Here is a 21,686-nt window from a genome sequence, read left to right on the forward strand (position 1 = left end):
GAACCCCGGTCAGATCAGGGCCCATGTTGCAGCAGGTACTCCCGATACACCCGGATCGATGCCAGCAGACTTTCCCGGTAGGCCGCACCGTACTGGTTGCCACCGGAGTCCGCCTCCCGGACGGCAGACTCGTACTGACCGATACCCTGCTTTGCAAAAGCCGCGGCGGTTGCCACACCGTCCCGGCCCTCGACAAACGCCAGTCGCTCCCACTCCCGGCTTTCCGGCGTATCCATGGCCCGCCTCCCATTGTTATTTCAGGGCTTCATGTAGCATAGTCGGTGTACGCTCCGCTTCAACCATCCCGCTGCGCACCAGAAAATCACCGAAGTGTTCCCCGGCTTCACGCTGCTCCCGGTACGCCCGGAACAGGGGCCGCAGCTCGGCCAGAACCGTGTCGACATCAATGTTCTCACGGTACAGCCGGTTCATCCGCTGTCCGGAGAAATCTGCCCCCAGGCAAAGAACGGGATATTGCCCATAACCCCCTGAAGTAAGGTGTTGGCGGGTTGGCCATTGCTAACCTAACCTTAAACCCATACAGAGAATGTATGAAATTCCAGGAGGGTAGCAGAATGTCGGTCTTTACCGTTCGCCTGTATCGTTACAACCCGGAACAGGACAACGCCCCCTACAATCAGGACATCGACGTTGACGGTGAATTTCGCAACCGCATGGTTCTCGATGTCCTGGAACACCTCAAAACCCGTGATCCAACACTGTCTTTTCGTCGTTCCTGCCGGGAAGGTGTTTGCGGTTCGGACGGGCTCAACATCAATGGTCGCAATGGCCTGGGCTGCATAACCCGGGTAGAGGATGCCCTCGGGAAGAAGGATATTCTGGAGGTCCGGCCGTTACCGGGTATGCCGGTTATCCGGGATCTGGTGGTAGACCAGTCACTGTTCTTCAAACAGTACGAACGTGTTCAGCCCTGGCTGATCAACGATACTCCTGATCCTGCAATCGAAAGGCTGCAGAGCCCGGAGGACCGCGCAAAGCTGGATGGGCTATACGAGTGCATTCTCTGTGCCTGCTGCACCTCCGCCTGCCCCTCCTGGTGGTGGAACCCGGAAAAGTACATCGGGCCATCCGGATTACTGCAGGCGTACCGGTTTTTGGTGGATTCACGGGATACAGCTACGAGTGAGCGACTGAAAAAGCTCGAAGATCCGTTCAGCGTGTTTCGCTGCCGAGGCATTGGCAACTGCACGGCTTACTGTCCCAAGGGGCTCAATCCCATGAAGGCCATCGGTCATATCAAGACCATGCTGCTTCGCGAACAGGTCTGATCACCCATGACAACGGGTTGATTCGGGAAATTTAACCAGACACCAATTGATCTATCTTCAAGAAGAAAACCCGGCCCTCTGATAGTCTGACGGGACATGTTTCTTCCCGAGGATGAGCAATGGCAGACGATCCCCGCAAGCCTGACTGGAACCCCCGAACGGATGAGGTTCTAAGGGACCAGATACGGGCCTACGATGCCATGCGCGCCCAGTGCCCGGTCGCCTGGAGTGATTACCAGCACTGGACGCTATTCAGGCATGGCGATGTAATGCGAGTGCTGGAAGATCACCAAACCTTCAGCAGTGCCGCATCTAACCATCTTTCGGTCCCCAATGGCATGGACCCGCCTGAACACACGCCCTATCGACAGGTAATCGAGCCCTACTTCTCGCAACAGGCAATGAGCGAATTCGAGCCAACCTGTCGCAACATTGCCCGCAACCTCATCAATAGTTTGCCCGACGGCCAGCCGTTCGATGTCGTGGAAAAGTTCAGCAGAGCCTTTGCCCTGCAGATACAGTGCGCTTTTATGGGCTGGCCTGATTCTCTCCATGAACCACTCCGCGAATGGGTACTAAAAAACCACCGGGCCACCCTGGCCCGTGACCGGCAGGCAATGGCTGAAGTTGCCCATGAGTTTGACGGCTATATTCACGACTTGCTGGAAACCCGGCGCCAGGCCGGAGCCAATGCCCCAAGAGACGTCACAACCTCGCTTATGGAAGAAGCCGTCAATGGTCGCCCCATGACCGATGGAGAGCTCACCAGCCTGCTGCGGAACTGGACTGTCGGTGAACTGGGCACAATCAGCTCCAGCGTATCGATTCTCCTGAGTTACCTGGCTGAACATCCGGATCTGAGACAGAGCCTCGCCAACGATACCGGCGCGTTGTCGGACGCTATTGATGAAATACTTCGTACGGATGCGCCACTGATGTCTAACCGCCGGGTCACAACCCGGGACGTGGAGATTGGCGGAAGAAGGATTCCGGCAGGCGAGAAAATCACCATCCTGTGGGCGTCCGCCAACCGTGACGAAAAGGTCTTCGGCGACCCGGATGCATTTTGCCCACAGAAGAACCGCGACCAGAATCTGCTTTACGGCGCCGGCGTTCACGTTTGCCCGGGGGCACCTCTGGCAAGGATGGAGCTCAGGGTTCTGGTGGAGGAATTTCTTTCCAGTGTCGACACCCTGAAACCTGCCCCCGGCAAGCAGCCTGAGCGGGCCGTTTTCCCGACCGGAGGCTTCAGTTACCTACCGATGCTCATTGAAAAGCGATAAGGGCTGCACCCGACACCAACCGGCGCAGCCGCGTCATAACATCAAGATTGTTGGTCTCCATGGCCTCCAGCGCCTGCAGTGCATCTTCGGGCCGGTTTTCATGGTGTGCTTTCACGGCTTCAATAGCATAAACATGCACCAGCCGGTGAGGCTCTTCAATAGCCCGGAAATCCATCCGGCCGGCGTATTGCTCATTGCCATCCCCCTGATAGTACCACTGCCCCAGGCGGCATTCGCTTTCGGATGGCAGGCTGTCGGCCCGCCTGTCCGAAAGCCCGGCCAGAACCTGGTAGACTGTCAGTTTGATTTCCAGCTCTTCAAGATTCGCCAGTTCAATTTCTGACAACAGAGCAGCATTACCTAAAGCAGTTGACGACGTGTCAGCCAGGTCGATCAGAGACAGCAGGCGATCCCGTGCCGATTCCGCCTCTGCCGCCAGTTTTTCCATTTCTTCACTGCTGGCCTTACTGGCGGCTGAAACCGAGGTGGTCTTGGCACGAATCCGGCTGATGGCATCGTCAATTTCCCGGGTGGCTTCTCCGGCCCGGAACGCAAGATTACGCACTTCGGTAGCCACTACACTGAACCCCCGGCCATGCTCGCCGGCACGGGCGGCTTCGATACTGGCGTTTAAAGCCAGCAGAGAGGTCTGATCAGAGACTCCATCAATCACATCCACTAGTGTATTAATACTGCCGGTTTCCGATTCCAGCGCCTCAATCTGGCCAGCGGAATTGAGCACTCGCTCCCGGGCGCCGCCCAGTTGCTGTATCAATAGCGCCATACCATCTCGCACCCGACTGGATTCATCCCGGGTTTTCAAAGCTTCACTTCTACGAGAGCCCAGCAGATCCGATAACTCACTGAAAGACCCCTTGAGCTCGGAAAGGGATGAGCCAAACTGACCGAGGCCAGACATCAGTCGGTGACTGAGCTTGAGCTCAGCCTGGGTTTGCTCCAGAGCATCGGTTTCTGCCTCCAGACGGCTCTCAAGCACCCTCTTCTGCTCACTGATCTGTCCGTAGGCCTCCTTCAATGCCGACAACTCCCCTTCAAGCAACTCTGCGCGCTTTGTGGACGGCCAAAAAGTCATAAAAACTCCAGCTTCTTAATTTAATACATATTTAATGCATATTATATCCATCTTTTTGGAGGCAACTGTACGGATTTGTAACAACCACCAGCAAGACCAGTGGCGCGGCGCCTGCTTCAAAGTTGATTATTCAGAATGAAGTCCCGCAGCGCTACCGCATTGTTATGCCCGGTATCTTTCGCCGCAAACACCAGAGTAATGCGGTTGTGCTCTTCAAGCAGGTTTTTGAGTTTCTCAAGCTCCTCCCCGGCCTCATCCGTGGCCAACTCCCTGAGGTATCGTTCCCGGAATTCTGGCCATTTATCCGAATCGTGGCCGAACCACTTCCGTAGCCCGGTGGACGGTGCCAGCCCTTTCAACCAGTGGGCAATGTCGGCATCTTCTTTGGCAACCCCTCGAGGCCAAATACGATCCACAAGCACTCGCGGACCGTCTGAGCGTGCGGGGGCCTCGTAGGCACGTTTCAGCCGGATGTCCATTGTTCCCTCGTTATGTGAACGTAATATCCCCGAGCCTACTCCCGGAGTTCCATGCTTGCAAAAATCGGGGTGAGGGCCAGCCTGACCGTGTCTCTATCATTTCGGGATATGCACCCAGTGCCGATCTGCTCATTCAGCATCTGATCGCTGCGAGCGACCTGTACGGCAAATCTATCAACACCGCGGTCAGCCAGGCACTGACCCACCCCCATAATCTGCTCCGGACCATGCAACCCGCCATGCCAGGTCATCCGGCACTCAAAATCCACATTGGCTTTTTGCAACGCCTCAATAGCGGCCCAGCTTTCCGGGCCGGAGTAGCGACTCGTGGTTACTGCTTCGTAGTCAGAAGGCATGGCTTTGATATCCAGCCCTACCCAGTCCAGCCAGGGCAGGAGTGGTTTTAGCAGGTCAAGGTGGGGGGCTCCGGTATGCAGGCCGTTGCGAAAACTCATCTCGCGGGTCTGCTTAAGGGCGGGCAGCAGGGCTTTCTGGATGGTCGGTTCGCCACCGCTGAACACCACCGCATCCAGCAAGCCTTGCCGGCCCTCAAGATGATGCTTTACCTGCTGCCAGGTAACTTTCTCATCATCGGTCTTCAGTGGTATGAGGTGAGGGTTATGGCAATAATGGCAACGCCAGGGGCAACCCTGAAGAAACAGGGTTGCCGCCAGGTGTTGTGGATAATCGACGGTGGAGAAGGCAGCCATGCCCCCGATCACCAGGTTATCCGCGGTCATTTCAACGCTCCCGGAAGTGAGTGCGTTCACGGTGTTCGGACTGCTTGCCCTTGTTGAAGGCAGACACCGGGCGGTGATAACCCATTACCCGTGTCCATACTTCACAACGCTGGCGTTGGCTGTCATCGGCAAGCTTCTGGTTTTCCATGCTAATCTCCTTTTACTCGTCTTGGGAAAGTTCCGGGGGTGGCTGTTGCAGCAGCCACCCCCGGTTTTACCGGAGCCCTGCCCCGGAAATCAGGCCACAGCCTCTGGCTTCTGGGGTAACGCTTGCTCTGCCATCAGCAGTTCATCGCATTTCGGACAGAATTTGTGCTCGCCATTGAGGTAACCGTGCACTGGGCAAACCGAGAAGGTGGGCGTTACTGTGATATACGGCAATCGGTAATTCTCCAGCACCCGTTGTACAAACCGACCGCAGGTGGCAGCATCGATGACGCGCTCGCGCATATACAGATGTAGTACGGTGCCACCGGTGTAGCGGGTTTGCAGCTCATCCTGAAGGTCCAGAGCCTCGAAGGGGTCATCCGTATAACCCACTGGGAGCTGACTGGAATTGGTGTAGTAGGAAGCATCGGGTATGCCTGCCTGCAGGATACCGGTAAAACGTTTCTGGTCCTCCCTGGCAAACCGGTAGGTGGTGCCTTCGGCTGGCGTGGCCTCCAGGTTGTAGAGGTTGCCGGTTTCTTTCTGGTAGGCCTTCATGCGTTCGCGAACGTGGTCAAGAACGTCCAGAGCAAGCGCCCGGCCTGACTCGCTGGTGATGTCTTCCCGGTCATCCGTGTAATTGCGGACCATCTCGTTCAATCCATTCACCCCAATGGTGGAGAAGTGGTTTCTCAGGGTCCCCAGGTAGCGTTTGGTGTAAGGGAACAGACCCTCTGCCATCAACTGGTCAATCACCCTGCGCTTGGTTTCCAGGCTATCCCGGGCCAGGCCCATCAGCTTATCCAACCGGGCAAGCAGCGCGCTCTTTTGCCCCTTGTAGAGATATCCAAGGCGAGCGCAGTTTACGGTAACGACACCCAGAGAGCCGGTTTGCTCGGCGGAACCGAACAGGCCATTACCGCGTTTGAGCAGCTCGCGCAGGTCCAGCTGCAGGCGACAGCACATGGAACGGACCATGTTGGGCTCCAGGTCTGAATTCAGGAAGTTCTGAAAATACGGCAGGCCGTAGCGGGCGGTCATTTCAAACAGTCGCAGGGCATTGTCCGACTCCCAGTCAAAATCCCGGGTGATGTTGTAAGTGGGAATGGGAAAGGTGAATACCCGGCCCATGCTGTCACCAGCGGTCATCACTTCAATATAGGCCTGGTTGATAATGTCCATTTCGGCCTGCAGGTCGCCATAACTGAAGGGCATTTCCACACCGGCAATCACCGGGATCTGTCCACGCAGGTCTTCCGGGCACACCCAGTCCAGGGTGATGTTGGTGAAGGGAGTCTGGGTGCCCCAGCGGGAGGGTACGTTCAGGTTGTAGACAAACTCCTGGACACACTGGCGAACCGCTTCATAGCTCAGGTTGTCCTTACGGATATACGGCGCAAGGTAGGTGTCGAAGGAGCTGAAGGCTTGGGCCCCTGCCCATTCGTTTTGCAGGGTGCCGAGAAAGTTCACCATCTGGCCGATGGCGCTGGACAAGTGCCTGGGAGGCCCGGCTTCCACTTTGCCCGGCACACCGTTGAGCCCCTCATGCAGCAGAGTTCGCAAGGACCAGCCGGCACAGTAACCACTGAGCATATCGAGGTCATGAATGTGCAGATCGGCATCACGGTGGGCCTGGCCGATTTCCGGGGTGTAAACCTCGTTCAGCCAGTAGTTGGCAATCACCTTGCCGGCGGTATTCAGAATCAGACCGCCGAGGGAGTAGCCCTGATTGGCGTTGGCGTTTACCCGCCAGTCGCTGCGATGAAGGTATTCACTAACGGTGGCCGAGATATCCAGCAAGGATGGATCGGCAGCTTCTGAGGTGGTCGTGGCGGGCATGTGCTCCTCCTGGAATCGCATCAGGTCTGTAGAACCTTCGCGTATACAGGAGATCACACACGGGCAACCAGACCCGGGGCTTGACCAACTGTTCACCCTGAGTCGCGAAGGTGCAGTGCATGTTGCCCTGGCAGGTCTTCGGACTCAGGGGCGTGAACCTTCCGGTTCGGCCTTGCGTGGCGACTTCCCGGCTTGCGCCAGTGTCATCATGCCACGGTTGTTCCCCAATACCGCTGCGCGTCAGTTCCGGAGTCTCACCGGATTCCTTGCCACAAACACAACATATTGTGGCTTACCAGGACACAATTACTATATATATTAATGCAGAAAAATTCAACCAAGAAAATTTATCTCGTTTACTTCTTAAAAATCGAACAAAGGGAGAGAATGAGCGAGGGATTGGGAAACAGAGGAAAGGCGGCGGCAACACCAGCCAGCCCGGTAACGGACAAGCTGGCTGGAGGCCTTCAATTAATCAGTAACCACCTTTCTTGCCGGTACCCACGTAGGCAAAATCCCACTCCACATCGAACGGAACCCACCATTTGCCGACACCGGTTTCTTTGTCCTTATGGCGATAAAATCCCTGATAGGGGGGCGGATCAATGTGATAAACCACATGGTATTTGCCCGGGCCGTCCAGCTTGATGTTGGCACCGTAGTGCGGTCCATCAGAGGCCACCATCGGCATGAAAGCGCCGGTTCTGGACCAATCCGAACCATCTTTGGTCAGCGTGAAGGTAATTCCCAGATAAGGAACCCAGGCACCGGCACCGTTATTGTTACCAGGCAGTGCGGCGATATCCGCTTCCAGATGGATATCCTTTTCACCCATGCCCGGCAGTTCCGGTGTCATCATCACCGGCTGCAGGTACACCGCGCCGATTTCCATGCCATGCTTCTCTACGGGCTCACCGACCACCACTTCGCCAGCAATAGCGTGGCCGGCAAGCACCAGGCTGCCGGTCAACATGGCAGCAGCAGTGAATGCGCGAGTGCTTGTTTTCATAGCCTTACTCCTCTTTTAGGGTGGTTTCACATCTTCTTTTTTGATCGGGAACTTGCCGGAATGCGGTAGATCTCAGAGCACCGCCATCCACCAGGCGGCAGCCATGGCACTGCTGCCCGCCGCACTCGGTAACAGCGCCAGCCAGCGGCCACGGCCAACACCCAGGCCCTGCAGAATTCGCCAGGCCAGCCAAACACTCCAGACCCAGCCGAGAAAAATCATTGCGGCTTTCGCATTACTGACCTGCACGGCGGTCATACCCAGGCGCAGAAAGGGGGTGAACAGCTCGGTGGCGAGGCCGATCATCAGAGCCATCAGCGCCACGGGGGCCTGGCTGTAACCAATCTGGACGAAGGCCTGAAACAGGCTTGCGGTACCGCCCTGCAACCTGGCCAGCCCGGCACTCGCCAGACATGCCACACTCAGCACCAGAGCAGACAATGCCATGACCGCGACCATGGTGCCGGCGATCATGAAGAAATCGAGCCAGCGAAAGACTTCCCGGCGCTCCGGATGCACACTCATCAGCCAGGCCGGCCCAGGCTTACCAATCCAGTACTGGCCCTGTTCGATAAACCAGGTACCTGCCACTTGCCGCCAGTCGCTGTAAAATGGCAGCACCAGCCATAAGAAGCCACCCAGAGCCACACCGGCACCCAGAAAGATAAACAGGATTTCCCAACCATCCGGGGCATGATGACGAATGGATTCCAGTTCCTGACCCGGCCTGCGGAAAGACACCGCCAGGCCCGCTGTATGGCCGGGCAGAATACAGCGCAGGCATTCGATGCAATGGCGAGTAGCCCGTTTACGGGGCAAGTCGATATAGGTAGGGCAAATGGTTTTGTCAGTGAGTTCGTCCGGTCCGGACTTCCACTTTCGCGGGCAAAGCTGCACCGCACCCAGGCGGGCAAATACCCCCAGTAATAACCCTATGGGGCACAGGTGCCGGCACCATACCCGCTTGTTGCGCCCCCAGAGCCAACCGACGATGACGGCCATTACGAAGGTGCCGCCGAAGATTTCCAGAGTCGCCTCCGGGTGGTCACGTACACCGGTGGTCTGGCCCAACAGGGTGATAATGATAAAGCTGAGGATGGGCGTGCCCGGCCAGCGAACCCATGCCGGTGTCTGCATTTTCAGTCCATGGCGGTTGGCCAGTTCCGACGCGGCCCCCATCGGGCACAGAAAACCGCACCAGCTTCTTCCGGTAATCACCACCGAGAAAAACACCAGAGGGAACCACACACCCCACAGCAGATAGTTTGCCAGCACCCGGCCATCATCCAGAAAGGTTGCCTGTTCTGCTGACTCCGGCAGATACACAGGGACGACCAGCACAGCCAGGAATACCAGGAACATGACCACATGCACCCAGGGCAACCAAGGACCCAGACGGGAGAGAATGCGTTCTACACCGGGATGCTTTGAAGCACGATCAGAACCCCCAACAAAACGCGTTGGCGCTGAGGTTTCACTGATGTCTTTTATGGGAATGGCATTCATAGCGTTACCCCTGATGAACCACACCAACTTTACAACAGAAAAAACCTAATGATAATGATTCTTATCAAACCCCAGTCTTTGGTCTCATCTCCATGAGCCGGGTGGAAAATTGACGGGCACCTCGTTTTCAACCAACCGGCGAGGTTACTTCAGCGGCAGCTCAGCATCGGGGCCAATTTTGGGCTTGCATGTTGGCAGCCTGCCGTCGAGAATAAAGTAATTGATTACTTTCTTTGGGCCAAACCATGCCAGACAAGCAGCCGCCCCCCAAGCGCGATTATCAGAGTACCGAGCAACGCCAGTCCTCCACTATTGAAGCGGTGGTGCACCTGTGCGGCGAGCAAGACCCCTCTACTCTGACGACTGCCCGTATTGCCGATGAAGTCGGGCTATCCCAGGGCGCCCTGTTCAAGCACTTCCCCAACAAGAACAGCCTGTGGGAATCGGTGGCGGGCTGGGTTGCCGAGCAGCTTACCCAACGGGTATTCAGTGTTGCAGACCAGCATGAACGGGCCGATCAGGCCCTGGAAGCCATGTTTCTGGCCCATATCGGATTCATTGCCAGCCATCCCGGCATTCCTCGGTTGATGCTGGGACAGCTCCAGAAACCGGGCAACCACCGGGCGAAACGCATTATCCGTCAGACCCTGGCCACCTACCGGCAGAAAGTAGTCTCTCTGCTGAATCTTGGTATTGAACAGCAATGCATAACCCCGACCATCGACACGGAAGCTGCTGCCGTGCTCTATCTGGGTGCCATTCAGGGGCTGGTAGTTCAGGGCATGGTGGGTGGCGATGTCCGCGACCTGGAACAGGTAGCCCCTCGCATATTCCGGTTGTTCAGCGCAAGCTTCCAGGAGATTCCCGATGACCCGAAAAAATAAGCTCATCCTCGCCCTGACGCTGATTGCCGGCATCGCCTTCGTGGTGATCATGGTGAAACTGAAGCAACCACCGGAGCGCACAGCTGAACAGCTGGCAGCGACACCAGCCAGACTCCTTGAAGTTACTCCCCTCACCGTTCGCACCGAAGCCCGTGGTTATGGTCAGGTGTTACCGGCCCGGAGCTGGAAGGCCGTGGCCAATGTGGGCGGTCGCATTATCTGGAGGAGCCCGGAGCTGGAAAGCGGCAACCTGATCCCCGAAGGCACCCGCTTGCTACAGATAGACCCGACCCGCTACGAACTCGCGGAAGCCTCCGCCAAGGCCGATATCGCCGGCCTTGAGGCAGAGCTTCGGCAACTGGATCAGGAAGAGCAGAACGCCCGGGAACTGCTGAAACTGGAAAACCGCCGGCTGGCCCTGGCCCAGCGGGAGCTGGAGCGGGCAAAAACCCTGACGGATCGTGGTGCCCTGTCTGAAACCCGGCTGGATGAACAACAGCGGGCCACCCTGCAGCAACAACAGGCTGTGCAGTCACTGAAAAACCAGCTCAACCTGATTCCGGTAAAACGGGAGACCCTGAACGCCCGCCTGGCCCGGAGTGATTCGGCCCTGGCCAGTGCCCGGGAAGACCTTAAAGATACCCGGTTTGAAGCCCCCTGGGATATGCGGGTTCACCAGTCCGAAATCGAAACCGGGCAACAGATGAGCCCCGGCCAGACCCTGTTTGTGGCAGACGACATTTCTGCCGCAGAAGTCACGGTGCAGCTGGAAATGTCCGAGCTTCGGAACGTGCTGTCCCAGATCCCGGGTGCTCCCGCCCCGACAGCCCCTGGGGAAGCACCCGAGGGTTTTCCCGATTTCCACCAACAACTGCCGCTGGACTCACTGACGGTGTGGGTGTACCCCACCGGCGCTCCCGACAGTCGCTGGCCCGGCAAGCTGACCCGGGTCACCAGCAGTCTTGATCCGGCCACCCGCACCATTCAGGCGGTGATAGCGGTGGAGGAGCCTTATCGCAATGCCAACCCGCCAGCCCGGCCACCGCTGGTACGAAACATGTTTGTGCAGTCGTCTATCACAGCGCCTACACCCAATCCAGTGCTGGTGGTGCCGGCCAGCACCATTCACCAGGGCGAGGTATACCTGGCGGACAGAGATGACCGCCTGAAACGCCAGCCAGTCACCGTTGCCTGGCAGCAGGGTGACCTTGCTATCGTTACAAACGGTCTGAAGCCGGGTGACCGCCTGATTCTCGATGATCTGGTGCCGGCCATTGAAGGCACACCGTTAGCCCCGCAAACCGATGATCAGGCCCTTAAAGCTCTGCAGCACCAAGTTATGGGAGAGCAACGGTGATCCGCTGGTTCGCCGGCCACCCCACCGCCGGCAATCTGCTGCTGATTCTGATGCTGGCGATGGGCTTGTTTGCCGCACCGAACCTAACCCGGGAAACCTTTCCGGACTACCTGCCGCCGGAAGTCAGCATCACCATAGAATACCGGGGGGCCACTGCGGCGGATGTGGAAGAAGCCATCTGCCAGCGCCTGGGTGAGGCGCTGCAGCGGGTGGACTACATGAAGGAAATCTCCTGCACTGCCCGGGACAACCAGGCCCAGACCATTGCCAGCATGTCACCAGAGGGCGATATGGGCCGGTTTCTGGATGATATTCGCACCGAAACCGAGGCCCTGACCGACCTGCCCGAAGAAGCCGAAGACCCGATTATCCGCGAGCTCTACCGCACCAACCTGGTGGCCGCCATCGCGGTTTACGGACCCATGAGCTTCGCCCATCTGGAGACTTACACCAACCAGCTGCAAGACCGGCTTTTCGCCATGGAAGGCGTGGCCGATGTCATTCCCGTTGGTCTGTCCCAGCGCCAGTGGCACATCGAAGTCTCCCGCGACCTGCTGCGCCAGTATAGCCTCGGTGTGCGAGACATTGCCCGCGCCATCAGCAGCCAGAACCTGAACATGCCCCTGGGCAACATTGAAACCGACAGCCAGGATATACAGCTGCGGTTTGTCGATGAACGGCGCTCACTACAGGCCCTGGCCAAACTTCCGGTCGTCGGTGGCGAAGCCGGTGCCGTGCTGACCCTCGGCGACCTTGCCACCATTACCGAAGCCCATGAACGGGAAGAGGAACGGGTGGAATTCAACGGCCAGCGCGCCATCGTTCTGGAGGTTCACAAGAACCGCCATGACGATGCCCTGAGGGTCATGGACTCGCTGCAAACGTTCGTTGATGAGGAAAAAGCCCGCCGGGCTGGCACTGTAGAACTGGAAATCACCCAGGATATGACGTCGATCGTCAAGGACCGCCTGCAAATGTTGGTGGCCAACGGTATCACCGGCTTACTGCTGGTGGGTCTGGTAATGGCACTGTTCTTCCGCCCCCGGCTCGCCTTCTGGGCACTGTTCGGCCTCCCTGCCGCCTTTGCCGGAGCCTTTGTGATGATGGTCCTGACAGGGCTGTCCCTGAACATGATCACCCTGGTGGCCCTGCTTATGGCTATCGGTATTGTTATGGATGACTCGGTGGTGATCACCGACAACATCGCCCAGCGTGCAGCCGAGGGTTGCAGCCCGCTGGAAGCGGCGGTCACAGGCACACAGGAAATCCTGCCCGGGGTGCTGTCGTCATTCCTGACCACGGTTGCCGTGTTCGTTCCTCTGGCATTTCTGGCAGGAGAGTTGGGGTCAGTGCTGGAGGTCTTGCCGGTCGTTCTTATTGCCGCCCTGGCCGCCTCACTGATCGAAGCATTCTGGATACTGCCCCACCACCTCAGAAACGGCCTGGGCAAGAAGCGCGAGAAAGCGCCTTCCCGCTTCCGCTCTGCTTTCGACAGTGGCTTTGAAAAGGTTCGCGAAAAAGTGGGACAACTGGCCGACAGCGCCATCCGTTTCCGTTACGGCGTATTGGCGGCCATGCTGCTGACTATCCTTGGCTCGGTGGGGCTGATGGCCGGCGGTCATGTACGGATGGAAGCCATGCCGGAGATTGATGGTGACGTACTGGAAGCCCGGGTGCTGATGCCCCAGGGCACACCCCTACATCAGACACAGGCCATTACCAACCGCATAACCGAAGCCATGCAAAGACTCAACGAGGAATACGCTCCGGAGCAGCCCGGCCGGCAAGCTCTGGTGAGAAACATCCAGACCCGCTTCAACCAGCACGCCGGGGCCGGCGAGCAAGGCGCCCATGTGGCAACGGTTATGGCAGACCTGCTGACCGCCGAAATCCGTACCGTGGATCTGGTCACCCTAACCGACCGCTGGTACCAGGAGATCGGCGAAATCCCCGGCCTGATTGCCCTGAACATCCAGGAGCCCGGCTTCGGCCCCGCGGGCGTTCCCATCGAAGTCCGCCTGCAAGGCACCGATCTGGACGAACTGAAAGCCGCGGCCCGCTATCTGAGCGAAGAAGTCGCCAGCTATAACGGTACCTTCAACGTGCTGGATGATCTTCGCCCCGGCAAGCCCCAGCGGATACTGACACTGAACGACAGCGCCCTACCCCTCGGCCTGAACACTGCTGAAGTAGCCAGCCAGATCCGCACCGGCCTTCTGGGCGATATTGTGGATACGGTGCAGATCGGTGACCAACACATCGAAATCCTGGTGCGCCAGGCCAGCGCCGAACGCAACACCCGCCAATTCCTGGAAGATACCGTGATCACCACGGCAAAGGGCCAGATGGTTCCGTTGCGCGAAGTGGCGACCATCGCCGAGGAACGGCAATGGTCACAGGTCACCCGCATTAACGGTCTGCGCACAGTAACCGTATCGGCCGATGTGAACGGCCGAAAAACCAACGCCGATGCCATCGTGGCGGACCTGCAGAACCAGGCGTTTCCGAAGCTCCGTGAGCAATGGCCAGAGATCAGCCTGCAGGTGGAAGGCCAAACCGCCCGCTCCCAGGAAACCGGCCAGTCCATCGCCCGGGGGCTGCTGATCGGCCTGCTGGGGATCTTCCTGATCCTGTCGTTCCAGTTCCGCAGTTACCTGGAGCCGATCATTGTCATGCTGTCGATCCCGGTGGCCTTTATGGGCGCGGTCTGGGGTCACCTGCTGATGGGCTACAACCTGTCCATGCCCTCGCTGATCGGCGCGGCCTCACTGGCGGGTATTGTGGTGAACAATGCCATTTTGCTGGTTCAGTTTGTCAAAACCTACCGGGAACGGGGCATGACCGCCACCGAAGCCGCCGGTGCCGCCAGCCGCGCCCGCTTCCGCGCCATTCTGATTACCACAAGCACCACCATCGCCGGCCTTCTGCCCCTGCTGGCCGAAACCAGCACTCAGGCCATGGCGGTGATCCCGCTGGTGATTTCGGTCGTCTTCGGACTGCTGGTGTCTACCATTCTGATACTGCTGGCATTGCCGGCGCTTTACGTAATTCTGGAGGATCTGGGATGGGCCGCCTCCGCTAACTCCGGATAGCCCGGAAAGTGGGGACAGCTGTCAGAAATTAGCATATCTCAACAGGCATACTATCTGATAGTGATAACCTGAACGGCGCTCGCCATTCATTAATAGAGGGCTATACCATGACAAAAACAACCTGCGCACTTCTGGCCACCCTGGCACTGAGCATCGCTCTGCCGTTCACTGTCACGGCGGATGAACCAGTCACCCCCAAGCTGACCGACAAGCTGGACCGTCTGCTGCGCGAAGAGATGCGATCCATTCAGTCGACCATGGGGCAGATTCATTCGGCCATCGTCATGGGCCAGCATGACAGTGTTGCAGAGAATGCCCAGAAGATTCACGACAGCTTCATCCTGCAACAGTCACTGACCGAACAGGATCGCAAAGACCTGATGTCGGCAGTACCCAACGGTTTTATCAAGCTGGACAAGGAATTCCACCAGCTTGCTGCATCGCTGGCAGAGGCAGGCAGGGGTAAAGGCACGAAAGAGCAGCACAAGCTATTCAGCGAAATGACCGGCAACTGCATCCAATGCCACAGCAAGTATGTGTCTGACCGTTTCCCTGGCGTTCAATCCTTAAATGACTGACCGGCCTTAGCCGACCAGTTCCATTCCCGGTTTGCCGTACCAGTATCCGTTGCAGGGTGGCGCTTCCACCAGTTGCAGCGGATCGGTTGCCGGTGTTACACCCCGGCGCACCTGATCAAAGCGGTGCACCACTTCATCCATACCCTGATGTTCCGGGCTCAGTCGGATCGTTGACACCCCCATCCGCTCCATCTCCGGCAGCTCCCGCATCAGGTCATAGCGCGAGCCAGACAAGGTGGAAATACCGTTGATCCGGAACAGCTCCTGAGATTCCCGGGAGCGCAATTCCATACCATCGGGATGCTCGATGCAGCGGAACTCGCAGTTATCTTTCGGAAGATTGTAATGCCGTGCGGTGAAGCAACGGGATGACCAGGCCAGGGGCAGGAAGCCCCAGGCGAATACCTCTGCCGGCAAGTCCAGGCCTTCCTCTTTCAAACCCTTGATCAGCTGATCCAGGGTTCCCTTGCCCAGTTCCACCGGCAGGTTCCAGCCCCTGAGGCCCTGTTTTGCCAGCACCTTGAGCGTGGCCACGTTGTAGACGTTCATGGACGGGCCGGTTATGAAGGGAATGTCATTACGAATAGCCACCTGCAAAGCGCTCTGGTCATTCGCTTCCACCACAAACTCGTTCTGGTCACAGATCCGGCGCAGACGGCGCAGATCCGCGTCGGATTCGATCAGCGTCTGGGTGGAAAGCACTACGTCCTTCCCGCAGGCTTTCAGATCACGGGCCAGATCAAACCAGTCATCCGGTTTCAGCTCACGGCGACGACTGCACACGGCTTCGCCCAGATAGATGGTATCCACCGGCCACTCGGCGGCGTTGGCATAGAAATCGAAAACGGTTTGCCTGGACCAGAACCACAGAATCGGGCCCAGCGATAACTTCATCATAATCGGTAGAACCTTATTTCCACTTGCGATGGTATGCGCCCAGCGTTGTCAGGCCGCCTTCGGAAAGTCCCGCCAGGGTGCTGCGCCACTGCGGGTCAACCGTAAACATGCCGGAGCCGGACTCGAGATGATCAAGCGCGTGGCGCCAGGTGCGGGCAACATCGGCGATATAGGCGGGGCTGCGCTGACGACCCTCGATTTTTACGGCACTTATGCCCAGCTCCCGGAGATCCGGGAGAAGGTCCAGCGTATTCAGGCTGACCGGTTCCTCAATGGCGTGGTAGACACTGCCCTCCACTTCGAAACGGCCTTTGCACAAGGTCGGATAGCCGGCGGATTCACCCTGGCCATATCGGTCAATCAGCACATCGTTCAGCCGGGATTCAAGCCCCCGCGGTGTCTCCTGCCAGCGCACAGCCTTGGCCGGAGAGCAGGCGCCACGGGTATTGGGGGACTCATCGGTCAGGTAGGAAGAGAGATAACATCGACCCTCGGCCATGATGCACAGACTCCCGAAGGCAAACACTTCCAGCTCGACCGGGCTGTGTTTAGCCACACCACGAACCTGGTCCAGCGAGAGAACCCGGGGCAGCACCGCCCGGCGGATATCGAAGTTATCCTTGTAGAACGAGAGCGCCTCGTGGCTGGTGGCAGAGCCCTGCACCGACAGATGCCGGGGAATATCCGGGTACTTGTTGGCGGCATAATCCAGAAGGCCCATATCGGCCAGGATAATGGCATCCACACCCAGGCTTGCGGCGCGGTCTACCGCGCCCTTCCACTGCTCCCAGCCATCCGGTTGCGGGTAGGTATTGATGGCACAGAACACCCGTGCGCCTCGCAGGTGGGCATAGTCAATACCCTCGGCGGCACGTTTGTCGTTGAAGTTCAGGCCGGCAAACTGGCGGGCGTTGGTGCTGTCCCGAAAACCCAAATACACGGCATTGGCACCGTTATCCACCGCGGTTTTCAGGGCTGGCAGGCTACCGGCCGGGCAGACGAGTTCCATGGCATTCTCCACTTCAAGAATGCCGGTACCTTACCGCTACTCGCGCAGGAACTGCCTTGACCTTTGTCAGCGCAAGGTTCGAAGGTTCAGAGACTACGGCCCCGGATTACCCGAAGCAGTATTACCACAATCGCGACCACCAGCAGAATATGGATAAAGCCGCCCATGGAATAGGAGGTCACCAAACCCAAAGCCCAAAGAATCAGTAGAACAATGGCAATTGTTTCCAGCATGGCTATGCACCCCTGTTGAGCCCAGCACCAAACCATGAGCATTTTGACTCATGGTTCGGACGGACCGATCTTAATTCTTACCGAAGAATTCCTTAACCTGCTTTTCAGCCTCTTCGCGGGTTATGGCATACCGCTCCTGAATCAGGCCTGCAAGCTTGTCCTTTCGCCCTTCCGCCGCAAGAAGTTCGTCCTCTGTCAGATTGCCCCAGACCAGCTTTGCTTTTCCAACCTGTTGTTTCCACTTTCCTTTCATTTCGTCTGCACTAAACATGCTCATGATCACACCCTCCTCTGGCTATAACTTCGGTTTCAAGCTAGCTCGTCGCCATACCCGGGTCTGTTCGCTGGCACACACAGAGGAATACCTCCAAAGTGGTGCTCTACGCACTTATACCTATGCATATTTTTCTTTATATATGCCAGTTATTTAACAATCACTTACAGTAGCTTACAGGCCTGAAACTACCTCCACAGCTACCCCGTCTCGCCGATAGCAGCCGGCCTACCGGCACCGGGATAATGAGCGCATTCCCTGATCAAACAAGGCAAGGCTATGAACTTCATCAATAATCTCTCCATGCGGGGCAAGCTGACCACTCTGATGGTGCCTGCCCTGCTTGTTATTCTCTATTTCGCCGCTGAGAGCATTGCTCTGAGCTACAACGAGCTGAGCAATATGCGCCAGTTGCGTTCCATGGTGGAACTCGCTGAAATCGGCGACCCTCTGACCGAGAGTCTGCAGAAGGAACGCGGCAGGTCCGCAGTCCTCTTCGCCAGCCAACCCCGTACCGACGCCGCCCGCCAGGCCGAGCGTGAGCTGGCGGAGCAACGGCGGCAAACCGATACCCGCATTTCGGACTATCGCCGCGGAATTGACGCCCTGCTGGCAGGCGCCTCCTTTGATCGCAGCGTTGAAACCAGCCTACAGGCAGTGAGCCAGGGCCTGGCCAACCTGAATTCCCTGCGCAGTTCAATCGATAACCGAAGCATTGCCGCGGGCGATTCCGCGTCGCGCTACACCGCAATGATCATGGAACTGATTGACCGGATTGCTCTGATTATCCGACAGACCACCGATCCGGAGCTGACCCGTGACGTTAATGCTTACTACGCCCTGGCGGAGTTGGCAGAGCGAGCAGGCCGGGAACGCGCGGTTGGTGCATTCCTGATTCGCAGCGGAAACTTTGATCTTCCTACCCTGCGCCGTATCGCCGGACTCGGCGGGCAGCAGCAAGCCTACTTCAACGAAGCACTGGCGATGCAGGCCTCGGACACCGCACTTCGCGCAACTCTTGAAAAACAGTCGGGCACTGCTGCAAGTCAGTCCCTGGAGGAGAAGCGCGAAACCCTGTTCAGCAGTCCTTCCGGCATGTATGCCCTGGATGCGGCAGACTGGTTCAACAACACCACCGAACGGATTGGCGAGCTCAACGGGTTTCGTAAGGACATGCTGGCTGATGTAATGGCTCTGGCCACCGCCGGGGTCGCCGACGCCCGCAATGACCTAATCACTGCATCCGCCATTGCGGCAGGCGCGGTTCTGGCGATGCTGGTGCTTATGCTGGTCATCATCCGTGCCATCAACCTGCAAGTCGGGCGCCTGCTTGAAGGCGTGCAGTTCGCCATGGACAACAAGGACCTGACCCGTGACATTGAAATCGCCAGCACGGATGAAGTGGGCACTATTGGCAAAGCGATCAACGAGTTGTTCGGGCGCTTCGGCAACGCCCTGTTGCAGATCGACAAATCCAGCGTTCAACTGGCGACGGCTACCGAGGAAACCAGCTCCACGGCTGGCCAGAATTCAAGCCAGGTGAAAAACCAGCAGCAACAGATCGAACAGGTGGCGGCAGCTACTGAGGAGATGTCGGCCACTTCCGAGGAAATCTCCCGGAATACCCAGCAGGTTGCTGATGCCGCAAGAAGCGCCATGGAAAAAAGTCACACTGGCGAGCAGGTGTTGCACGGCAGCGTGAAGAGCATCCGCTCGCTGGCCAACTCGGTTCAGAAAGTTAATGAGGTTATTGAAGAGCTGGAGAACCGCAGCTCAACCATCAGCGATGTGGTGGATGTGATTCGCAAGGTGGCGGACCAGACCAACCTGTTGGCCCTGAATGCGGCTATAGAAGCGGCCCGGGCGGGCGAGCATGGTCGGGGATTCGCGGTGGTTGCCGATGAAGTACGCACCCTGGCGCAGCAGACCCATGAATCCACCACCCAGATTGAGGACATCATCAACGGCTTCCGGAATATTACCGGCAATGCCAGCCGTTCCATTATTGAAAGTCACAACCTGGCTAACGCCACCAGCGAACAGGCTTCAGAGCTGGAGCAGACCTTTGCGGACATCCTGACCGACGTAAACAGCATTTCCGATATGGCCAGCCAGATTGCCACCGCTTCCGAGGAACAGGTTGCAGTAACCCGGGAACTGGCAGGCAGCATGGAATCGGTCAGTGAGGCCGCGATCCTGACGCTGACCGGGTCCCAGGAAATCACCCAGGTGACCGGCGAGCAGGCACGGCTGGCGAGGGTACTTCAGGACCTTGCCAATGAGTTCAAGGTGCCGGCGTACAGCTGAAACCAACAGAAGTAAAAAGGGGTCAGATGAAAGCCTTCATCTGACCCCGACTTCACTCGACTTTGAATATGGGGTCAGAAGAACGCTTTCTTCTGACCCCGAGTTCGGCCCCCCGTCTTCGACAGGCCTGTCAGATAATCCGGGAGAACCGCTGGCTGGCGCCTTCCTTGCGGTAGAGATCAAAGATCTGGCAGATGGCCCGGATCAGCAACCGGCCTGCGGGCTGGACCTGAAGAACGCTGCCGTCATCGGCAATCAGTTCATCCTGCACCATGGGCTTCAGGCGGCTGAGTTCATCCGCGAAGTAGCGGTCCAGGTCTTCCTGCCACACCGCCGCGAACTGCTGGCGATCCAGCCGGAACTGGCAGATGAGCTGGCCGATCACCCAACGGCGAATGCGGTCGTCACGGGTCAGGTTCACGCCTTTGGTGATCGCCAGTTGGCCGGCATCAATGGACGCTTCCCAGGACGGCAGGTCGTGGTTGTTCTGGAAATAGGCATCGTCGGTCTGACCAATGGCCGACACACCCAGGGACACCAGATCGCACTCCGAATGGGTGGTGTAACCCTGGAAGTTCCGGTGCAGCCGGCCTTCCCGCTGGGCCACAGCCAGGCTGTCATCCGGCTTGGCGAAGTGGTCCATGCCGATGTATTCGTAGCCGGCTTCCAGCAGGCGGTTGATGGTGTTGTGGAGAATGGTCAGTTTCTGCTGCGGGCTCGGCAGCGTATCGGACTGGATCCGGGTCTGCGGATAAAAGCGGTCCGGCAGGTGCGCATAGCTGAATACGGAGAGCCGGTCCGGCGACATTTCGATGACCGCCTCCAGGGTTTCCGCGAAGCTTTCCGGGGTCTGGTAGGGCAGGCCGTAGATCAGATCCAGGTTAATGGAGCGGAAGCCAATCCGCCGTGCCTCACTCAGCACGGCCTCGGTCATGTCCCGGGGCTGGATGCGGTTCACCGCCTTCTGCACCTCGGGGTTCACGTCCTGGACACCCAGGCTGATCCGGTTGAACCCAAGATCCCAGAGTGTGGGCAGGGTGTCCTGGTCCACTTCCCGAGGGTCGATCTCAACGCTGTAGTCCCGGTCATCACCGGTTTGCAGATTGAACAGCTCCCCATACCCCGCCATCAGATGTTCCATCACCTCCTTCGGCAAAAACGTGGGGGTGCCGCCGCCCCAGTGCAGCTGGGTAACCGGTCGGTTCGCACCGAACAGCCTTGACTGGATGGCGGCTTCTTTCAGCAGCCGCTCCACGTAGGGCATGGCCTTGTCACGTTTCTTGGTGATCACCTTATTGCAGGCGCAGTAGTAGCACAGGTGCGCGCAGAACGGCAGGTGGGTGTAGAGTGATAATGGCCGGTCGCTGGCCTTGCTGCGGGCGGCGGCCTTGACCATGTCCTCAATCGGGTAGTTCTGGTTGAACTCAACGGCCGTTGGGTAGGAGGTGTACCTCGGGCCACTGAGGTCGTAGCGGCGGATCAGGGCGTCGTCCCAGATGAATTCCGGCAATGCGGAGTCTTGGGTTTTGAGTGCAGGGTCGGAGGTCATAGTAAACTCGGGGTCAGATGAAATTGGGGTCAGATGAAAGTTCATCTGACCCCATGTTCAGGGGAGCTGGAGGGATTTTACGGTAATCCTTCGGCTCGCATTTTGATGCGGGTCAGCTGAG

Annotated in this window: 20 protein-coding genes, 1 pseudogene and 1 riboswitch; of the genes and pseudogenes, 7 read left to right on the plus strand and 14 right to left on the minus strand. The window is 58.0% G+C overall.

Annotation, left to right across the window (positions count from 1 at the left end):
- Positions 1–14: 14 nt before the first annotated feature.
- Positions 15–236 carry a hypothetical protein gene (locus D0851_RS08270; RefSeq protein ID WP_117618211.1) on the minus strand — a complete coding sequence of 74 codons (222 nt, stop codon included), beginning with the start codon at positions 234–236 and terminating at the stop codon, positions 15–17.
- A 16-nt stretch (positions 237–252) separates the two neighbouring features.
- The gene (locus D0851_RS08275) at positions 253–432 is read right to left on the minus strand and encodes a hypothetical protein (RefSeq protein WP_117618212.1); all 180 of its coding nucleotides are present in this window, start codon (positions 430–432) and stop codon (positions 253–255) included.
- Positions 433–575: 143 nt separating this feature from the next.
- Here D0851_RS08275 and D0851_RS08280 point away from each other — a divergent pair, with 143 nt between their 5' ends.
- Positions 576–1,289: a succinate dehydrogenase iron-sulfur subunit gene (locus tag D0851_RS08280; RefSeq protein ID WP_117618213.1), complete on the plus strand. Its 714-nt coding sequence runs from the start codon at positions 576–578 to the stop codon at positions 1,287–1,289.
- A gap of 119 nt (positions 1,290–1,408) precedes the next feature.
- Positions 1,409–2,572, plus strand: a complete 1,164-nt coding sequence (locus D0851_RS08285) for a cytochrome P450 (RefSeq protein ID WP_117618214.1) — start codon at positions 1,409–1,411, stop codon at positions 2,570–2,572.
- On the opposite strand, the gene D0851_RS08290 is transcribed toward D0851_RS08285, so the two are convergent.
- From D0851_RS08290 to D0851_RS08320, 7 genes and pseudogenes are all read right to left on the minus strand, one after another.
- On the minus strand, positions 2,556–3,665 hold the full coding sequence (locus D0851_RS08290) for a methyl-accepting chemotaxis protein (protein ID WP_117618215.1): 1,110 nt from the start codon (positions 3,663–3,665) through the stop codon (positions 2,556–2,558). The two genes, D0851_RS08285 and D0851_RS08290, sit on opposite strands and share 17 nt — an antisense overlap.
- Positions 3,666–3,781: 116 nt before the next feature.
- Positions 3,782–4,144, minus strand: coding sequence for a DUF488 domain-containing protein (locus D0851_RS08295; protein ID WP_117618216.1), 363 nt, complete (start codon positions 4,142–4,144; stop codon positions 3,782–3,784).
- Between the two features lie 35 nt (positions 4,145–4,179).
- Positions 4,180–4,884 (minus strand): anaerobic ribonucleoside-triphosphate reductase activating protein, encoded by a 705-nt coding sequence (locus D0851_RS08300; protein ID WP_205422294.1) that lies wholly within the window; start codon positions 4,882–4,884, stop codon positions 4,180–4,182.
- 1 nt (position 4,885) lies between these two features.
- Positions 4,886–5,032 carry an anaerobic ribonucleoside-triphosphate reductase gene (gene nrdD / locus D0851_RS08305; protein WP_117618217.1) on the minus strand — a complete coding sequence of 49 codons (147 nt, stop codon included), beginning with the start codon at positions 5,030–5,032 and terminating at the stop codon, positions 4,886–4,888.
- An 89-nt stretch (positions 5,033–5,121) separates the two neighbouring features.
- Positions 5,122–6,834, minus strand: a pseudogene (locus D0851_RS08310) (ribonucleoside triphosphate reductase); the annotation flags it as partial.
- Between the two features lie 147 nt (positions 6,835–6,981).
- Positions 6,982–7,185, minus strand: a riboswitch (cobalamin riboswitch).
- A gap of 160 nt (positions 7,186–7,345) precedes the next feature.
- Entirely contained in the window at positions 7,346–7,879 is a 534-nt protein-coding gene (locus D0851_RS08315) for an iron transporter (RefSeq protein WP_117618219.1), read from the minus strand.
- Between the two features lie 72 nt (positions 7,880–7,951).
- Entirely contained in the window at positions 7,952–9,385 is a 1,434-nt protein-coding gene (locus D0851_RS08320) for a 4Fe-4S binding protein (RefSeq protein WP_117618220.1), read from the minus strand.
- A 245-nt stretch (positions 9,386–9,630) separates the two neighbouring features.
- Here D0851_RS08320 and D0851_RS08325 point away from each other — a divergent pair, with 245 nt between their 5' ends.
- From D0851_RS08325 to D0851_RS08340, 4 genes are all read left to right on the plus strand, one after another.
- Positions 9,631–10,269 carry a TetR/AcrR family transcriptional regulator gene (locus D0851_RS08325; RefSeq protein WP_162893704.1) on the plus strand — a complete coding sequence of 213 codons (639 nt, stop codon included), beginning with the start codon at positions 9,631–9,633 and terminating at the stop codon, positions 10,267–10,269.
- Entirely contained in the window at positions 10,253–11,626 is a 1,374-nt protein-coding gene (locus tag D0851_RS08330) for an efflux RND transporter periplasmic adaptor subunit (RefSeq protein WP_117618222.1), read from the plus strand. The genes D0851_RS08325 and D0851_RS08330 overlap by 17 nt, the downstream gene beginning before the upstream one ends.
- Positions 11,623–14,718, plus strand: a complete 3,096-nt coding sequence (locus D0851_RS08335) for an efflux RND transporter permease subunit (RefSeq protein WP_117618223.1) — start codon at positions 11,623–11,625, stop codon at positions 14,716–14,718. Before D0851_RS08330 ends, D0851_RS08335 begins: the two co-directional genes overlap by 4 nt.
- Before the next feature lie 107 nt (positions 14,719–14,825).
- Positions 14,826–15,296: a cytochrome c gene (locus D0851_RS08340; protein ID WP_117618224.1), complete on the plus strand. Its 471-nt coding sequence runs from the start codon at positions 14,826–14,828 to the stop codon at positions 15,294–15,296.
- A gap of 6 nt (positions 15,297–15,302) precedes the next feature.
- Here the strand turns inward: D0851_RS08340 and D0851_RS08345 are convergent, their stop codons facing one another.
- The 4 genes from D0851_RS08345 to D0851_RS08360 form a co-directional block, all read right to left on the minus strand.
- Positions 15,303–16,193, minus strand: a complete 891-nt coding sequence (locus D0851_RS08345) for a U32 family peptidase (protein WP_117618225.1) — start codon at positions 16,191–16,193, stop codon at positions 15,303–15,305.
- Between the two features lie 13 nt (positions 16,194–16,206).
- A complete protein-coding gene (ubiU, locus tag D0851_RS08350) occupies positions 16,207–17,202 on the minus strand; it encodes a ubiquinone anaerobic biosynthesis protein UbiU (protein ID WP_117620332.1) in 996 nt (331 codons plus the stop codon).
- A gap of 86 nt (positions 17,203–17,288) precedes the next feature.
- Positions 17,289–17,435 (minus strand): lmo0937 family membrane protein, encoded by a 147-nt coding sequence (locus tag D0851_RS08355; protein WP_117618226.1) that lies wholly within the window; start codon positions 17,433–17,435, stop codon positions 17,289–17,291.
- Between the two features lie 70 nt (positions 17,436–17,505).
- Positions 17,506–17,712 (minus strand): CsbD family protein, encoded by a 207-nt coding sequence (locus tag D0851_RS08360; RefSeq protein ID WP_117618227.1) that lies wholly within the window; start codon positions 17,710–17,712, stop codon positions 17,506–17,508.
- A gap of 276 nt (positions 17,713–17,988) precedes the next feature.
- Between D0851_RS08360 and D0851_RS08365 the strand changes: the two genes are divergently transcribed.
- A complete protein-coding gene (locus tag D0851_RS08365) occupies positions 17,989–20,016 on the plus strand; it encodes a methyl-accepting chemotaxis protein (protein WP_117618228.1) in 2,028 nt (675 codons plus the stop codon).
- Positions 20,017–20,146: 130 nt separating this feature from the next.
- On the opposite strand, the gene hemN is transcribed toward D0851_RS08365, so the two are convergent.
- Positions 20,147–21,565, minus strand: coding sequence for an oxygen-independent coproporphyrinogen III oxidase (hemN, locus tag D0851_RS08370; protein ID WP_117618229.1), 1,419 nt, complete (start codon positions 21,563–21,565; stop codon positions 20,147–20,149).
- Between the last annotated feature and the right edge of the window lie 121 nt (positions 21,566–21,686).

Origin of the sequence: Marinobacter sp. Arc7-DN-1, from assembly GCF_003441595.1 — a bacterium.
Lineage (GTDB): Bacteria > Pseudomonadota > Gammaproteobacteria > Pseudomonadales > Oleiphilaceae > Marinobacter > Marinobacter metalliresistant.

What these genes read in the sequence shown, in the direction of transcription:
- D0851_RS08270 (WP_117618211.1), bottom strand. Translation starts at nt 236, where the DNA reads ATGGATACGCCGGAAAGCCGGGAGTGGGAGCGACTGGCGTTTGTCGAG.
- D0851_RS08315 (WP_117618219.1), bottom strand. Translation starts at nt 7,879, where the DNA reads ATGAAAACAAGCACTCGCGCATTCACTGCTGCTGCCATGTTGACCGGC.
- D0851_RS08355 (WP_117618226.1), bottom strand. Translation starts at nt 17,435, where the DNA reads ATGCTGGAAACAATTGCCATTGTTCTACTGATTCTTTGGGCTTTGGGT.
- D0851_RS08365 (WP_117618228.1), top strand. Translation starts at nt 17,989, where the DNA reads ATGAACTTCATCAATAATCTCTCCATGCGGGGCAAGCTGACCACTCTG.
- D0851_RS08325 (WP_162893704.1), top strand. Translation starts at nt 9,631, where the DNA reads ATGCCAGACAAGCAGCCGCCCCCCAAGCGCGATTATCAGAGTACCGAG.
- D0851_RS08320 (WP_117618220.1), bottom strand. Translation starts at nt 9,385, where the DNA reads ATGAATGCCATTCCCATAAAAGACATCAGTGAAACCTCAGCGCCAACG.
- D0851_RS08300 (WP_205422294.1), bottom strand. Translation starts at nt 4,884, where the DNA reads ATGACCGCGGATAACCTGGTGATCGGGGGCATGGCTGCCTTCTCCACC.
- D0851_RS08280 (WP_117618213.1), top strand. Translation starts at nt 576, where the DNA reads ATGTCGGTCTTTACCGTTCGCCTGTATCGTTACAACCCGGAACAGGAC.
- D0851_RS08340 (WP_117618224.1), top strand. Translation starts at nt 14,826, where the DNA reads ATGACAAAAACAACCTGCGCACTTCTGGCCACCCTGGCACTGAGCATC.
- nrdD (WP_117618217.1), bottom strand. Translation starts at nt 5,032, where the DNA reads ATGGAAAACCAGAAGCTTGCCGATGACAGCCAACGCCAGCGTTGTGAA.
- D0851_RS08345 (WP_117618225.1), bottom strand. Translation starts at nt 16,193, where the DNA reads ATGATGAAGTTATCGCTGGGCCCGATTCTGTGGTTCTGGTCCAGGCAA.
- D0851_RS08330 (WP_117618222.1), top strand. Translation starts at nt 10,253, where the DNA reads ATGACCCGAAAAAATAAGCTCATCCTCGCCCTGACGCTGATTGCCGGC.
- D0851_RS08275 (WP_117618212.1), bottom strand. Translation starts at nt 432, where the DNA reads ATGAACCGGCTGTACCGTGAGAACATTGATGTCGACACGGTTCTGGCC.
- D0851_RS08360 (WP_117618227.1), bottom strand. Translation starts at nt 17,712, where the DNA reads ATGAGCATGTTTAGTGCAGACGAAATGAAAGGAAAGTGGAAACAACAG.
- hemN (WP_117618229.1), bottom strand. Translation starts at nt 21,565, where the DNA reads ATGACCTCCGACCCTGCACTCAAAACCCAAGACTCCGCATTGCCGGAA.
- D0851_RS08295 (WP_117618216.1), bottom strand. Translation starts at nt 4,144, where the DNA reads ATGGACATCCGGCTGAAACGTGCCTACGAGGCCCCCGCACGCTCAGAC.
- D0851_RS08290 (WP_117618215.1), bottom strand. Translation starts at nt 3,665, where the DNA reads ATGACTTTTTGGCCGTCCACAAAGCGCGCAGAGTTGCTTGAAGGGGAG.
- D0851_RS08285 (WP_117618214.1), top strand. Translation starts at nt 1,409, where the DNA reads ATGGCAGACGATCCCCGCAAGCCTGACTGGAACCCCCGAACGGATGAG.
- ubiU (WP_117620332.1), bottom strand. Translation starts at nt 17,202, where the DNA reads ATGGAACTCGTCTGCCCGGCCGGTAGCCTGCCAGCCCTGAAAACCGCG.